Here is a 12,911-nt window from a genome sequence, read left to right on the forward strand (position 1 = left end):
TTCAGTATACGGATATGCAGGTACAGGAGAGTGTGACAATAGAGGAAGCGAATGAGGGGGAAAAGGAGTAAGATAGTTGGCTTTTTTGTGATAAAATAAAGAAAAAACGGGAAGGTATCAAAAATTATGAAAAAGGATTCAAGAATGACAGAGGGAAGTATCTCTGGAAAGATTATCTTTTTTTGCCATTCCACTGTTTCTCGGAAATCTGTTTCAGCAGTTGTATAATACAGCAGATTCCCTGATCGTAGGCAATTTTCTTGGAAGTAATGCGTTGGCTGCTCACAGAAAACCCGAGACATACCGCGCGAATTTATGCGGCTAGCATAAATTAAGTTTGCGAAGCAAACGATACTCCTTGGGCTTTGCACAAGGAGGTTCATATTTCCTGCATCGCGAAGCGTGTTGCTGAGAATGGAGTAAACAGTAACTTTTTGCCCGATGATTTACAAAATATCTTGACAGAGGTATTGATTTTGTTATAGTATTAGATTCAATAAAGGGGAGTAACCTACGTTTGAAAATCTGCGTTTGCAGTGTCGTCAGTACGGTGGAGACATCCGGCGCTGCAAGGAAATGGTGAGACTTTTATTGCATTTTTTGTTATGCAATAAGGGTTTCTTTTTTATATCATTTTATTAAAAATCCTTCATTGCATAAAAAATTACAGTTGGTGAATATTTGCAAAAAAGGAGGCAAAGGTAATGAAGGAAATCTATCAACAAACAGTAGAAGAAGTTCTGGATCACGTGGAAAGCAGGGAATCAGGGCTTACCAGTGAACAGGTTGAAAGATCCAGAGAGAACTGTGGATGGAATGAGCTTGCAGAAGGAAAGAAAAAAAGTATTTTACAGATTTTCTTTGAACAGTATAAGGATTTTCTGGTGCTGATATTAATTGCATCGGCAGTGATATCCGGTATGCTTGGAGATGTGGAAAGCGCAGCGGTTATCGTGATCGTTATTACGATTAATGCGATTTTGGGAACCGTACAGACAGTAAAGGCTGAGCAGTCTTTGCAGAGTTTAAAGAAGCTTTCCGGACCGGAAGCAAAAGTATTGCGTGATGGTGTGGCTGTCCAGCTCCCTGCAAGAGAACTGGTTGTGGGGGATGTGATTCTGCTTGAAGCAGGTGATATGATTCCGGCAGATGGAAGACTGATTGAAAATGCAAGTCTTAAGGTGGATGAAAGTGCTCTTACCGGTGAAAGTCTTGCGGTTGAAAAGAGCATGGACACTATTTTGGCAGAAGCACCACTTGGCGATCGGACAAATATGCTGTTTTCCGGAAGCTTTGTTACATATGGGCGTGGCAAAGCAGTTGTAACAGATGTAGGTATGCAGACAGAGGTTGGAAAGATTGCGGGACTTCTGAAATCGACTTCTGAAAAACAAACGCCACTTCAGGCAAATCTGGATGATTTTGGGAAAAAGCTTTCGATTCTGATACTGATATTTTGCGGAATTCTGTTTGCAATCAATGTATTTCGTGGTGAGAAGATCAGCAGTGCATTTATGTTTGCAGTAGCGCTTGCAGTTGCAGCAATCCCGGAAGCGTTAAGCTCTATTGTGACAATCGTTCTTTCTTTTGGAACACAGAAGATGGCAAAGGAGCACGCAATCATTCGTAAGCTTCAGGCTGTGGAAGGCCTTGGGAGTGTATCTGTTATCTGTTCGGATAAGACAGGAACGCTCACACAGAACAAAATGACAGTAGAAGATTATTATATTGATGGAAAAAGGATTTCAGCAGCTGCAATTGATGCAGCAGATCCGGCACAGAGATGTCTTTTGGATTACAGTATTTTATGTAATGATTCAACAAATGAAAATGGAGTGGAGATCGGAGATCCGACGGAAACGGCATTGATCAATCTGGGCAGCAGATGCGGAATAGAGGCTGCCGATGTAAGAAATCTTTATCCAAGAGAAGGAGAGCTTCCTTTTGATAGTGACCGTAAGATGATGTCAACACTTCACAGAATCGATGGCGAGAACAGGATGATTGTAAAAGGTGCTGTTGACAGGCTTCTGGAACTGACAGAGAGGATTTGGACAAAGGATGGAGTCCGGGAAATTACAGAAGCAGATAAAGAAAAGATCCAGATGCAGAATCAGGATTTTTCGATGGAAGGGTTACGGGTACTGGCGTTTACTTATCGTGAAATTCCGGAGAATCATATATTGACGATGGAAGATGAGAAACATCTGGTATTTCTTGGCCTGATTGCTATGATGGATCCGCCCAGGGAAGAATCAAAGGCTGCAGTTGCAGAATGTATAAAAGCGGGAATCAGACCGGTCATGATAACGGGAGATCATAAGATCACAGCAGCGGCAATTGCAAAGAGAATTGGAATCTTACATGATCTGTCGGAGGCATGCGAGGGTGCTGATATTGAAAATATGAGTGATGAGCAGCTGAGGGAATTTGTTCCGAATATTTCTGTGTATGCAAGAGTGTCACCTGAGCACAAGATCCGTATCGTCCGTGCATGGCAGGAGAAAGGGATGATCGTGGCAATGACCGGAGACGGTGTGAATGATGCTCCGGCATTGAAGCAGGCAGACATTGGTGTCGCAATGGGAGTGACTGGAACCGAGGTTGCAAAGGATGCCGCAGCAATGGTACTTACAGATGATAATTTTGCAACAATTGTAAAAGCAGTGGAAAATGGGCGAAATTTATATCAGAATATCAAGTATGCGATCCAGTTTCTTTTGTCAGGAAACTTTGGCGCGATTCTGGCAGTTCTTTGTGCATCGCTTGCAGGACTTCCGGTTCCCTTTGCACCGGTGCATCTGCTGTTTATCAATCTTTTGACAGACAGCCTTCCGGCAATCGCACTGGGTGTGGAGCCTCATAGCAGTGAGGTGATGAATGAGAAACCAAGATCTGCAGACGAGTCAATACTGACAAAAGATTTTCTTGGTAAGATCGGGCTGGAAGGTTTTGTGATCGGTGTGATGACAATGATTGGATTTTTGACAGGATATTACCAGAATGGTGCATTGCTGGGAAGTACCTACGCTTTCGGAACACTTTGCCTGGCACGTTTGTTTCATGGATTTAACTGCAAATCGGATCATCCGGTTATCTTTACAAAACGTTTCTTTAATAATAAATGGCTTCAGGGAGCATTTGCACTTGGGTCAGTACTTATTACAGCAGTACTGACGGTTCCTGGACTTCATTTTCTGTTTAAAGTGGAGACGTTGAACCTGATGCAGCTTGGATGCGTATATCTGTATGCGTTTGCCAGCCTTCCGATTATTCAGATGCTTAAATGGATACGCATGAAATTAAGAAAAAGAGGGGAAAGATAGTGAGTCTTTCCTCAGGTATGCATCGGAAGCTTTTGGCTTTTTATGGTAAGGGCGAAAATGTAATTTTACTGAAGTTTTGGAAACAGCAGCTATATACAAGGCTGCTGTTTTTGAGTATAATAGTAGAAATAAGCAGTGCAAATTGAGGAAGGATCATTCAAATGATAGTTAACAAGTGTTCGGAAAATTTACTTAAAAAATCAAAAAAATTATATGAGAATTACAGGGACAACTGTACAGTTGTCCAGAGAATGCTGGAAAAATATAAAAAGATATATCCCAATATTTCTGATTATTCTATTATGCATTTTATAGATATTGCAGAATTTTGCGATTTAATAATGGACAGAAAGAAACTGGAAGGCTTGAATGAAGATGAGTGTTACTGTCTTTTGCTGGCAGCCCTGTTTGCGCATACCGGATTTGGTTTAAATCAGGAAATCATGAACAGATATATAAACAGACTGGGAATTCAAAAGCAGACTCAATCGCTTACATTCCTGCAGATCATGAGCAAATATCATGTTTTGTTCAGTGCGTGTCTGATAGAAGAATATGGAGATATATTTGAATTTCCGTCAGAGAAACATAAATATGCCATAACCAGTATGCTGTATTTTATTGGCGGAAACAGCGATGATATAAATCAGCTGGAAGAAATTTTGGTATTAGACAATAAAAATACTGTCAGATTGAAGGATCTGGCAGCAGTTCTTGTGGTTGGAAATCAGCTTGCAGAATTGAAAAATATAAATCCTGATCTGGATTATGAGGATTTTGATAAATATAATTCTGAAGAGATTGTTGGATTTGTTGAAAGAAATGTCGTAAGAAGCATTTCTGTTAAAGATGGTAAACTTGTGATAGAAGCAGGTGGATCGGATTCAGCATATGCACTGATTGAAAGAAAAGTCAATATAATTATCAATAATTTTAATAAGATTCTCAGAAGTCTTACTCATGAGTCGGGTGACAATACCAGTCTTTTTTGCATTGATTCGATAGAGCTCAAGTGTGTTCTGTCTGCTGAAAATTCAGAGAAGATCTATCTTAATAAAGAAATTGAAGAATCATGGACAGAAGAGGATATTGAATTTTTTCATAAACTTTCTTTTGAAGAAAGAGTATTTTATGCGGATTATCTGTCTACAGAGTTTGAGATCACCAAATTTCTTATGGACTTTGCAAAAATAAATAAAGCAGTACTTGCGGGATTAGAGTATAGAGTAAAATCACCGAAGTCCTTATATAATAAGCTTTATCAGAGAGTAGAGAAGTCTTTTTTTGATTCAATAGCGGATGTTATTCGTTATACAGTGATACTGGAACCGAAAGAATATGTTGAACAGATACGATCTGTGACAGATGCTCTGTATGAGAAAAACTGGAAGATATATTCATTGAAAAATTATTGGGTCAATGACAGCTTTCCGTATAATGGCGTAAATGCAAAGTTTAAAAACTCACGCAACTATCGTATTGAAATCCAGTTCCATACTCAGGAAAGCTTTGATGTGAAAATGAGTGAGGAAGATCATAAACTGTATGAACAAAGAAGAGTTTTAGAACCGGGCTGTGATGAATATAACAGAATATTACAGTTACAGCTGAAATTATATTCAGATATGGAATATCCTGAAAATATTGCAGATTTAGAAAAAATTTAACTGAATCAAGTAAGTCCTCTGCTTCAATTGCAAATATCCGTCTGACCCTACAGCATCAAATGTTACAGCAGGAGGTACCGGATAATTCCGGGTCATTTGATGCATGACGATTAAAACCTGACAACAGCAGATTGTTGTTCTCCATATTAGTATATGTTCTGCATAGAAGCCTGTGAATGGTTGTAAGAGAGAAGATTTATGAAAATAGTGAAAAATAAACAATCCAACAGATAAACTCTTGAAGATGATGTGGTATTGCGTGGCATTATGTGAATTTTTGTGAGATTTCAGTAGAAAATAGCTTGTGATTATAATGAAAACAAGGTATACTAGTATAAAAGACAGCAGTCGGGAGAACCATTTTCCCGTCTCGTAAGGAGGATAAAATGGCAAAAAACTATGATGGCATGGCAGTTGGGGCATTTGAACTGGATAACCTGGTAGCTTGCTTTGTCGCTCTCGATGCAGCATCCAAGGCTGCAAACGTAACGATTCAAAGCGTCGAACGAAACCGACTGAAAAGCGGAGCATGTGTAAAAATACGCGGCAGTGTTTCTGATGTGAATGCAGCAATGGAAGTGGCCTTAGAGACAGCCAAACCCCTTGGCAAGATTGTTTCTCACACAGTGATCGCATCACCTTCCGCAGATACTGAAGTGGCACTTAAGATGACCATTAACAAATAGAACATGTCAGGAGGAAATGAGAAGATGTCATATGGAGCATTAGGATTAGTAGAGGTTGTGGGAAGCTGTAATGCAGTAGTTGTCCTTGACCAGATGCTGAAAACATCAGATGTGGAATTCCGTACCTGGCATACCAAGTGCGGAGGTCACGCAACTATATTCTTAAGTGGCGATATAGCAGCAGTAAAGGCAGCAGTAGATGCTGTAAAGGGAAACCCGCCCTGTGAAATTATAGCAGCAGCTGTAATCTCAGCACCGTCTGAAGAAACATCAAGACTGGTGAAAGAAGAGGAAGAAAAACACCATAAATAATAGCTAAGAGGACTTTCTGTAAATCAGTAAATGAAATGCAGAAAGTCTTTTTGGAATATGTATAAAGATTCTGCAGTAAAGAAGTGTCAGGGTATTGAAAATGATGTGAAGGTAGTATTAAATCAAGAAGGCAGGTATTTCGGAAGATGGATTATAAGAGTGTAAAAATATCAGAAGATGCAAAAATTGCAAGGCAGTCAGTGGTTATTGGAGATGTAACTATCGGGCGTGACAGTTGTGTTCTTCATTATGCTGTGATACGTGGCGATGATGCTCCGATCGTGATTGGTGAGGAATCTAATGTTCAGGAAAACTGTACGATTCATGTAAGCCGTAATATGCCGGTACATATTGGGAATAATGTGACAGTTGGACATAATGCAGTGCTTCATGGATGTATGATCGGTGACCGTACATTGATCGGAATGGGAGCGGTTGTTCTTGATGGTGCCAGAATAGGTAAGGATTGTATCATAGGAGCAGGAAGTCTTGTGACAAAGAATACAGTGATACCGGACGGTTCTCTGGTGATGGGAAGTCCTGCAAAGATTAAACGAAACCTTACATGGGAAGAAAAGCTGGGAAATCTTGAAAACAGTAAAGAGTATGTTTCTGTGTCTGCCGAAATGCAGAAGCAGGGTGTATTGTAAAAATCAGACAATAAAAATATCCCAGGAACTTTATGTAAAAACAGTGGAGTTCCGGGGATATTTATGTATATCAGACAGTAATCTTAAACCAGTCTTTTTCTTCAAAATCTACTACTGTGCAGTCATTTGCATAAGTGCATTCCGGAAGAATGATCATGGCATGGAGTACTTCATTGTTTAAAGGAAGAGGACATAAATGCCAGATAGCAGTATTGATCTTCACCATAGTTCCTTTTGGAACTATGAATGCTCTGGTAAGTTCCGGAACAGGTGCGCCTGCAGAAGCCGGTGCTACATGTATGATCATGTCATCATCCAGTGCAACAATTCCTTCCCAGGTAGTTGTGTGATATTCAGCAGCTTTAACGATGCGTTCATCTTTATGTACTGCAATAGGTGAAAAACCAATGGATCCCATACAGGTACCGGAAATACGGTCTGGATAAAATTTATGTATTTCACCATGTAATGGATAGCCTTCTGGCTCTGTCATGCTGAAAAATGTACCAAATGGTGCAAAATCTGCAGCATTGATTTTTGTTGCTTTTAGTTCTCTCATGGTATAATACCCCCTTATATAGTATTTTATGAAAAGTTTTGATTATTTTTTGTGTGTGACTGGTGGAAGATCACAGTGATAAGCGATACCCAGTGGGGTTACCAGCAGAGGATGTACCGGACGATAAACAGGTAGCCCAAGCTTTTTTTCAAATACGCCTGTGAAATCTTCAAAACTTGCGGAACCGCCTACAACATATACAGCGGGTACCTGGTAGCCTGTGAGAAATTTCTGAGTGATCGTGGCCATTTTTTCTACCGTTGCTTTGATTACAGGGAAAATTTCAGCTTCTTTTGAACGATCTGTTTTTAAAATTTCAGCTTCTTCGTATGGGATGTTATAGTGCCCTGCTACAGTCATGGTCATGTGACTGCCGCCGGTAGCTTCATCGTCTGTGTAGATTACTTTGCCGTTTTTGAGAATACTGATTCCTGTAGTGCCTCCACCTACATCCACTACAGCGCCGTCTGAAATCTTAAGTACAGCAGCTGCAGCGGTGGGTTCGTCTACGATATTGGAAACCTCAAAACCTGCACCCTCCAGCACATATTGAATACTTTTTGAACTTCCTTCGGAAACTCCGGGTGGGATTGCAGCTGCAGCGTAAGGAAGTTCAGTTTTCAGTTTTTCTTCAAGTTCAGCCTTCAGCCGTGTAACAAGCTGAACAGATTCATAATAATTGACGATCACGCCGTCTCTGATAGCCTGGGAGGGAGCGGATATGCCAGCAATCGGACGGTTGGTAGTGTCTACAACTGCCAGAACTGTATTAGCTGTACCCAAATCCACACCTACCTTCAGGCGGCCTTTGAATTTTTTGCATTCACCGGTTTGAACAAGATCGGCGAAATTTGATAAAGTTCTGTTTTTCAATTCCATATCTGTATACTCCTGATATTTTATTTTATAGATGAGATCGTTTGACATTGTTACTGCTCATTCCGTTCTCAGCAACATGTTTTTCGATTTTTGCTGTTTCAGAAAAAACAACAAAAAATTGCAAACAGATATTATATATTATAGAATAATCAGTATGGAAAAGCAACAAAATATGCCGTCAGGTTATGAAAAGAATAGAAAAATTATTGGTAAATATCAAAGTTTTCATTAAATATTTTTTCATTGTGTGATAAAATATTTAATGAACTTAAATACTTCTTGAATTCTTAAATAAAGAAAGGATGCTATACAGGAATCCGCATAGTGGCAGTGTTTTTCTGGATTACAATCTGGCAGTTTGCAAGTATGTATCTGGGACAGGAGATTCTTCTAGCATCTCCTGTTTCTGTTGTCCGAAAGCTTTTTGAACTGAGTTTTACCGGGAATTTCTGGCAGTCTGTTGGATTTAGTTTTGTGCGTATTGTGACAGGATTTCTTTTGGCTATGTTTTTGGGAATCTTTCTGGTAGTGTTGGCATATTGGTCAAAAACAGTGGAAATCCTGATAGTACCTGTAATTGCGGTGGTCAAATCTACACCTGTGGCGTCTTTTATCATTTTGTGCCTGATATGGATACCGTCCAGAAATCTGTCAGTTTTTATTTCTTTTCTTATGGTTCTGCCTGTGATATATACGAATATCCTTGAGGGAATACGGCAGACTGACAGTAAGATACTGGAAATGGCAAAAGTATTTCAGGTGAATCCCGGAAGAAAGATCAGATATATTTATGTATCGCAGGTACTACCTTATTTTCTCTCTGCATGCAGGCTTTCACTTGGGATGTGCTGGAAAGCAGGAGTGGCAGCAGAGGTTATCGGAGTACCCTCAGGTTCTATTGGTGAGAAACTGTATAATGCAAAAATATATCTGAATACTCCTGATCTTTTTGCATGGACGATTGTGATTATTGTGATAAGTTTTGTATTTGAAAAGTGTTTTCTTGGAATTGTAAGCAGAGTAGTTTATATGATAGAACATAAATAACGGAGATTTTGATTTATGGTAATTTTCTTAAATGCGTTATTTGTGAGGTTTGTTACAGGTGGAGAAAAGATATGGATATAAAGGTAGATCATGTCAGTAAAGCATACGGAGAGCAGCAGATACTGAGAGATTTGTGTTGCGTTTTTCCAGAAGGGAAAACCACTTGTATAAGAGGAAGATCCGGATGTGGAAAAACTACACTGATACGGCTTCTTCTGGGGCTGGATATTCCGGATAAGGGAAAAATAGAAGTGATAAGTGACAGGAAGATCAGTGCAGTATTTCAGGAAGATCGCCTGTGCGAAAATCTGAGTGCTGCTTCCAATATAAGACTGGTATGCACAGAAACAATTGATTATATTTTAAAAAAGACCGAGGGAAAGACATTGATCTTTGTTACCCATGAAGAACAGGAAGCAGTTTGGCTAAAGGCAGACAAAACATTAAAATTTATGAAGGATCATCTGATAAAATAATCCGGAAAGTGATGGGATAAAATAATGCAGACTTATACATATGTTTCAAAGGGAAAATTTGAATTAATGGAAAAACCAAAACCAGTACTTACGCATGAACGAGATGCAGTTGTAAAGGTAACGCTTGCAAGTATCTGCTCAAGTGATCTGCACATTAAACACGGAAGTGTTCCCCGTGCAGTTCCTGGTATAACTGTGGGACATGAGATGGTAGGTATTGTTGAATCAGTTGGAAGTGCTGTAACTCATGTAAAACCAGGGGATCGTGTGACTGTAAATGTAGAAACCTTTTGTGGTGAATGTTTTTTCTGTAAAAAAGGTTATGTAAATAACTGTACAGATGAGAATGGCGGATGGGCTCTTGGCTGTCGTATAGATGGTGGTCAGGCAGAATATGTAAGAGTTCCGTTTGCTGACCAGGGACTGAACAAAATTCCGGAAGGAGTTACTGACAGACAGGCTTTGCTGGTAGGAGATGTTCTTGCCACTGGCTATTGGGCTGCACGTATTTCTGAGATCACAGAGGAGGATATTGTGCTGATTATTGGAGCTGGTCCTACAGGGATTTGCACTTTGCTAAGTGTTATGCTGAAAAATCCAAAGTGTATTATTATGTGTGAAAAAGATGAAAACAGAATTCATTTTATTAATGAACATTATCCGGAGGTTCTTACTGTCTCGCCGGAGGAATGCTTTGATTTTGTCCAGGACCATAGTGATCACGGTGGAGCTGATGTAGTTCTTGAGGTTGCGGGAGCGGAATCTACATTTCGTCTGGCATGGGAATGTGCAAGACCAAATGCAACTGTGACAGTGGTTGCACTTTATGATAAGGCTCAGGTACTGCCACTTCCGGATATGTATGGAAAAAATCTCACATTCAAAACAGGTGGAGTGGATGGATGTGATTGTGAGGAAACCCTGAAACTGATCGCAGAAGGTAAGATTAATACAGAACCACTTATCACACATACCTATCCGCTTAGCAGAATCGAAGAAGCATATGAACTTTTTGAAAATAAGAGAGATGGTGTGATCAAAGTAGCGGTAGAGTGTTAGAGCGTGTTTCGAAAACGATGTACTAGCAGGATTGCTGTAGATGAAATGAGCAGGTCTGTGAAAAAAATATCTGGAGCAGTTTCTTTTTTGAAAAAAGGAATTAAGTAATGAGGAGATGACGAAGTCTTGAATAAAGCATATGAACAGGAAATAGAAATGTGGAATCAGGTTTTTAAAGAATGTACACCTGTAGATTTAAGAAAGTTAGATTTGAAAGTGGAAACCATGTTTGATGAAGCTTTAAAACTATTTGCGGAAAAAACAACAAATGTCCTGGATTTTGGATGCGGAACCGGAGATATTTCTACACATAAGGTTCTGGGGATTGATGCCTCAAAAGTGGGTATTCAATTTGCAAATGAAACAGCAAAACTCAGTGAGTATAAAACTGCCACGTTCTTAGAAGGCGGAGAACATATGATAAGTTTCCGGCAGTTCGCTTTTTTCCTGTGTTTCTGCTATACTTTTGTCAGGAAAGAGAGGACGGCTTATGAACATTGATTTAAGAGAAGAACTTAGAAAACGTGATGAACTTCTTGACGGTTATCTCAAGCAGATTGAGATCCAGGAAGAGTTTATCCAGAAGCAGAAAGAAATGATCGAATTTCTGGAAGACCATATTTCAAAGATCACAGATATTATCAGCGGCGTCTGACAGATAAAACTATGCCGGGGGAAAAAGTATGCCTGATGCTTATGACCGTATTACACTCCTGTGCCGCCTGAAAGCTGCACAGACCAGAAATAAAGAACTGGAATCCGGAGAAAGATATGTCCGGCTGAAAGAGCTTCATCAGAAGGAATGCAGGTAATATGGATCCAGGATCCTGGAACTGCAGAAAGAAGCGGCGGATGCCCATAAGGAAACGATACGTGTCCGTAATTACTGGTTCCAGGTACTGGAAGATATGCTTCTGGAGTTTGAAAAAATGCAGAAGAAAACGAAACAGGAGCTCCAGGAGATGGAAAAGCGCGCCCTGAAAGCAGAAAAACAGAGGGATGATGCACTGGATAAGGTAAAAGAACTCCAGCACCAGTTTTATGAAACAGCAGTCAGGCTGGAAGAAGAACAGGGAAAAAATCTGAAACTCCGTGCACAGATAAACCGTGATTATGAAAATTCTTCTATCCCTTCTTCCAAAACACTCCGGAAGAAAAAGATCACGAACAGCAGGGAAAAGACCGGAAGGAAACCCGGAGGCCAGCCAGGCCATAAGGGACACTGCCGCAAAAAACAGGAGCCGACCCGGCCGGCAATCCTTCTCCCGCCTCCGGAAATAGTCCTGGAAGACAATTCTTTTAAAAAGACATCAAAAACGATCATAAAACAACGGGTAGGCATCCGCATGCTCCTGGATGTAACAGAATATCATGCAGATGTTTATTATAGCAGTCAGACGGGAGAACGCGTTCATGCTCCATTTCCGGCCGGAGTCATTGATGATGTGAATTATGACGGCAGCATCCGGGCATTTCTGTTTCTTCTTAACAATGACTGCTGTACATCGATCGATAAGAGCAGACAGTTTCTGTCAGGCCTGACCGGTGGAAAACTGAATATCTCAAAAGGAATGGTGAGCAGACTCAGCAGGGAGTTTGCCTTAAAAACGGAAGCTGAGCGCAGGGCTGCTTATGCAGATATGCTGCTTTCCCCTGTCATGCATACAGACTGTACAAATGGCAGGGAAAACGGAAAGGGCTGCCAGATATATGTCTGCGCAACGCCGGACGGAAAAGCCCTGTATTTTGCCCGTGAGAAAAAAGGGCATGAAGGGGTAAAGGACACGGTCACTGAAGATTACCAGGGGATTCTTGTACACGATCATGACCGGACCTTTTATAATTATGGAACGGATCATCAGGAATGCCTTGCCCATGTGCTGCGCTATCTGAAAGGTAGCATGGATAATGAGCCGGACCGTACCTGGAATAAAGATATGCATTCACTGGTACAGGAAATGATCCATTTCCGGAATGGATTACAGCCGTCTGAGGAACTGGATCCCTGTAAGGTCTCTGAATTCGAAGAAAGATACCGTAAGATACTGGAGACCGCCCGGAAGGAATATGAAAATGTTCCGGCAAACGATTACTATAGAGACGGGTATAATTTATTTCTGAGAATAGAGAAATATATGCAGAACCATCTGCTGTTCCTGCATGATCTCCGGGTACCTGCCACTAATAATGAAGCAGAAAGGCTTCTAAGGAATTATAAGCGGAAACAGGCGCAGGCCGTGACATTCAGAA

At 40.5% G+C, this 12,911-nt stretch carries 14 protein-coding genes and 1 pseudogene; 13 read left to right on the forward strand and 2 right to left on the reverse strand.

All coding sequences use genetic code 11. The annotated features are described in order from the left end of the window. Positions 1–126: 126 nt before the first annotated feature. The 6 genes and pseudogenes from LJE11_RS20575 to LJE11_RS17445 all read left to right on the forward strand — a co-directional run. Positions 127–283: pseudogene (locus LJE11_RS20575) on the forward strand (MATE family efflux transporter); the annotation flags it as partial. A 421-nt stretch (positions 284–704) separates the two neighbouring features. Beyond that, positions 705–3,326 (forward strand): cation-translocating P-type ATPase, encoded by a 2,622-nt coding sequence (locus tag LJE11_RS17425; RefSeq protein ID WP_025580796.1) that lies wholly within the window; start codon positions 705–707, stop codon positions 3,324–3,326. A 161-nt stretch (positions 3,327–3,487) separates the two neighbouring features. Then, complete coding sequence (locus tag LJE11_RS17430) at positions 3,488–4,993, forward strand: hypothetical protein (protein ID WP_020994053.1); 1,506 nt, start codon at positions 3,488–3,490, stop codon at positions 4,991–4,993. 386 nt (positions 4,994–5,379) lie between these two features. Then, on the forward strand, positions 5,380–5,679 hold the full coding sequence (locus tag LJE11_RS17435; protein WP_008703970.1) for a BMC domain-containing protein: 300 nt from the start codon (positions 5,380–5,382) through the stop codon (positions 5,677–5,679). A 24-nt stretch (positions 5,680–5,703) separates the two neighbouring features. After that, positions 5,704–5,991 (forward strand): BMC domain-containing protein, encoded by a 288-nt coding sequence (locus LJE11_RS17440; RefSeq protein ID WP_008703969.1) that lies wholly within the window; start codon positions 5,704–5,706, stop codon positions 5,989–5,991. A gap of 146 nt (positions 5,992–6,137) precedes the next feature. Next, the gene (locus LJE11_RS17445; RefSeq protein WP_008703968.1) at positions 6,138–6,641 is read left to right on the forward strand and encodes a gamma carbonic anhydrase family protein; all 504 of its coding nucleotides are present in this window, start codon (positions 6,138–6,140) and stop codon (positions 6,639–6,641) included. Between the two features lie 70 nt (positions 6,642–6,711). On the opposite strand, the gene LJE11_RS17450 is transcribed toward LJE11_RS17445, so the two are convergent. Together LJE11_RS17450 and eutJ are read right to left on the reverse strand one after the other, a co-directional pair. Next, positions 6,712–7,200, reverse strand: a complete 489-nt coding sequence (locus LJE11_RS17450; RefSeq protein ID WP_008703967.1) for an ureidoglycolate lyase — start codon at positions 7,198–7,200, stop codon at positions 6,712–6,714. A gap of 42 nt (positions 7,201–7,242) precedes the next feature. Beyond that, positions 7,243–8,079, reverse strand: a complete 837-nt coding sequence (eutJ, locus tag LJE11_RS17455; protein ID WP_020994052.1) for an ethanolamine utilization protein EutJ — start codon at positions 8,077–8,079, stop codon at positions 7,243–7,245. 366 nt (positions 8,080–8,445) lie between these two features. On the opposite strand from eutJ, the gene LJE11_RS17460 reads away from it, so the two are divergent. From LJE11_RS17460 to LJE11_RS17485, 7 genes are all read left to right on the forward strand, one after another. Beyond that, positions 8,446–9,126, forward strand: coding sequence for an ABC transporter permease (locus tag LJE11_RS17460; protein WP_227296330.1), 681 nt, complete (start codon positions 8,446–8,448; stop codon positions 9,124–9,126). Positions 9,127–9,197: 71 nt separating this feature from the next. After that, positions 9,198–9,602 (forward strand): ATP-binding cassette domain-containing protein, encoded by a 405-nt coding sequence (locus tag LJE11_RS17465; RefSeq protein ID WP_008703961.1) that lies wholly within the window; start codon positions 9,198–9,200, stop codon positions 9,600–9,602. Positions 9,603–9,626: 24 nt separating this feature from the next. Continuing rightward, positions 9,627–10,661, forward strand: coding sequence for an alcohol dehydrogenase (locus LJE11_RS17470; RefSeq protein WP_020994051.1), 1,035 nt, complete (start codon positions 9,627–9,629; stop codon positions 10,659–10,661). Positions 10,662–10,787: 126 nt separating this feature from the next. Further along, the gene (locus tag LJE11_RS17475) at positions 10,788–11,162 is read left to right on the forward strand and encodes a class I SAM-dependent methyltransferase (protein ID WP_008703958.1); all 375 of its coding nucleotides are present in this window, start codon (positions 10,788–10,790) and stop codon (positions 11,160–11,162) included. Continuing rightward, complete coding sequence (locus tag LJE11_RS17480; RefSeq protein WP_008703957.1) at positions 11,152–11,316, forward strand: hypothetical protein; 165 nt, start codon at positions 11,152–11,154, stop codon at positions 11,314–11,316. The genes LJE11_RS17475 and LJE11_RS17480 overlap by 11 nt, the downstream gene beginning before the upstream one ends. Before the next feature lie 28 nt (positions 11,317–11,344). Continuing rightward, entirely contained in the window at positions 11,345–11,473 is a 129-nt protein-coding gene (locus LJE11_RS19865; RefSeq protein WP_020994050.1) for a hypothetical protein, read from the forward strand. Positions 11,474–11,590: 117 nt separating this feature from the next. After that, positions 11,591–12,911, forward strand: a 1,321-nt coding sequence (locus tag LJE11_RS17485) for an IS66 family transposase (RefSeq protein WP_227296328.1), incomplete at its 3' end; no start/stop codon positions are given.

Origin of the sequence: Blautia sp. DFI.1.216 (assembly GCF_020594215.1) — a bacterium.
In the GTDB taxonomy this organism is placed as follows: domain Bacteria; phylum Bacillota; class Clostridia; order Lachnospirales; family Lachnospiraceae; genus Blautia_A; species Blautia_A wexlerae.

Coding starts and splice junctions, on each gene's coding strand:
- eutJ (WP_020994052.1), bottom strand. CDS start 8,079: ATGGAATTGAAAAACAGAACTTTATCAAATTTCGCCGATCTTGTTCAA.
- LJE11_RS17430 (WP_020994053.1), top strand. CDS start 3,488: ATGATAGTTAACAAGTGTTCGGAAAATTTACTTAAAAAATCAAAAAAA.
- LJE11_RS17480 (WP_008703957.1), top strand. CDS start 11,152: ATGAACATTGATTTAAGAGAAGAACTTAGAAAACGTGATGAACTTCTT.
- LJE11_RS19865 (WP_020994050.1), top strand. CDS start 11,345: ATGCCTGATGCTTATGACCGTATTACACTCCTGTGCCGCCTGAAAGCT.
- LJE11_RS17450 (WP_008703967.1), bottom strand. CDS start 7,200: ATGAGAGAACTAAAAGCAACAAAAATCAATGCTGCAGATTTTGCACCA.
- LJE11_RS17440 (WP_008703969.1), top strand. CDS start 5,704: ATGTCATATGGAGCATTAGGATTAGTAGAGGTTGTGGGAAGCTGTAAT.
- LJE11_RS17460 (WP_227296330.1), top strand. CDS start 8,446: ATGTATCTGGGACAGGAGATTCTTCTAGCATCTCCTGTTTCTGTTGTC.
- LJE11_RS17445 (WP_008703968.1), top strand. CDS start 6,138: ATGGATTATAAGAGTGTAAAAATATCAGAAGATGCAAAAATTGCAAGG.
- LJE11_RS17425 (WP_025580796.1), top strand. CDS start 705: ATGAAGGAAATCTATCAACAAACAGTAGAAGAAGTTCTGGATCACGTG.
- LJE11_RS17435 (WP_008703970.1), top strand. CDS start 5,380: ATGGCAAAAAACTATGATGGCATGGCAGTTGGGGCATTTGAACTGGAT.
- LJE11_RS17465 (WP_008703961.1), top strand. CDS start 9,198: ATGGATATAAAGGTAGATCATGTCAGTAAAGCATACGGAGAGCAGCAG.
- LJE11_RS17470 (WP_020994051.1), top strand. CDS start 9,627: ATGCAGACTTATACATATGTTTCAAAGGGAAAATTTGAATTAATGGAA.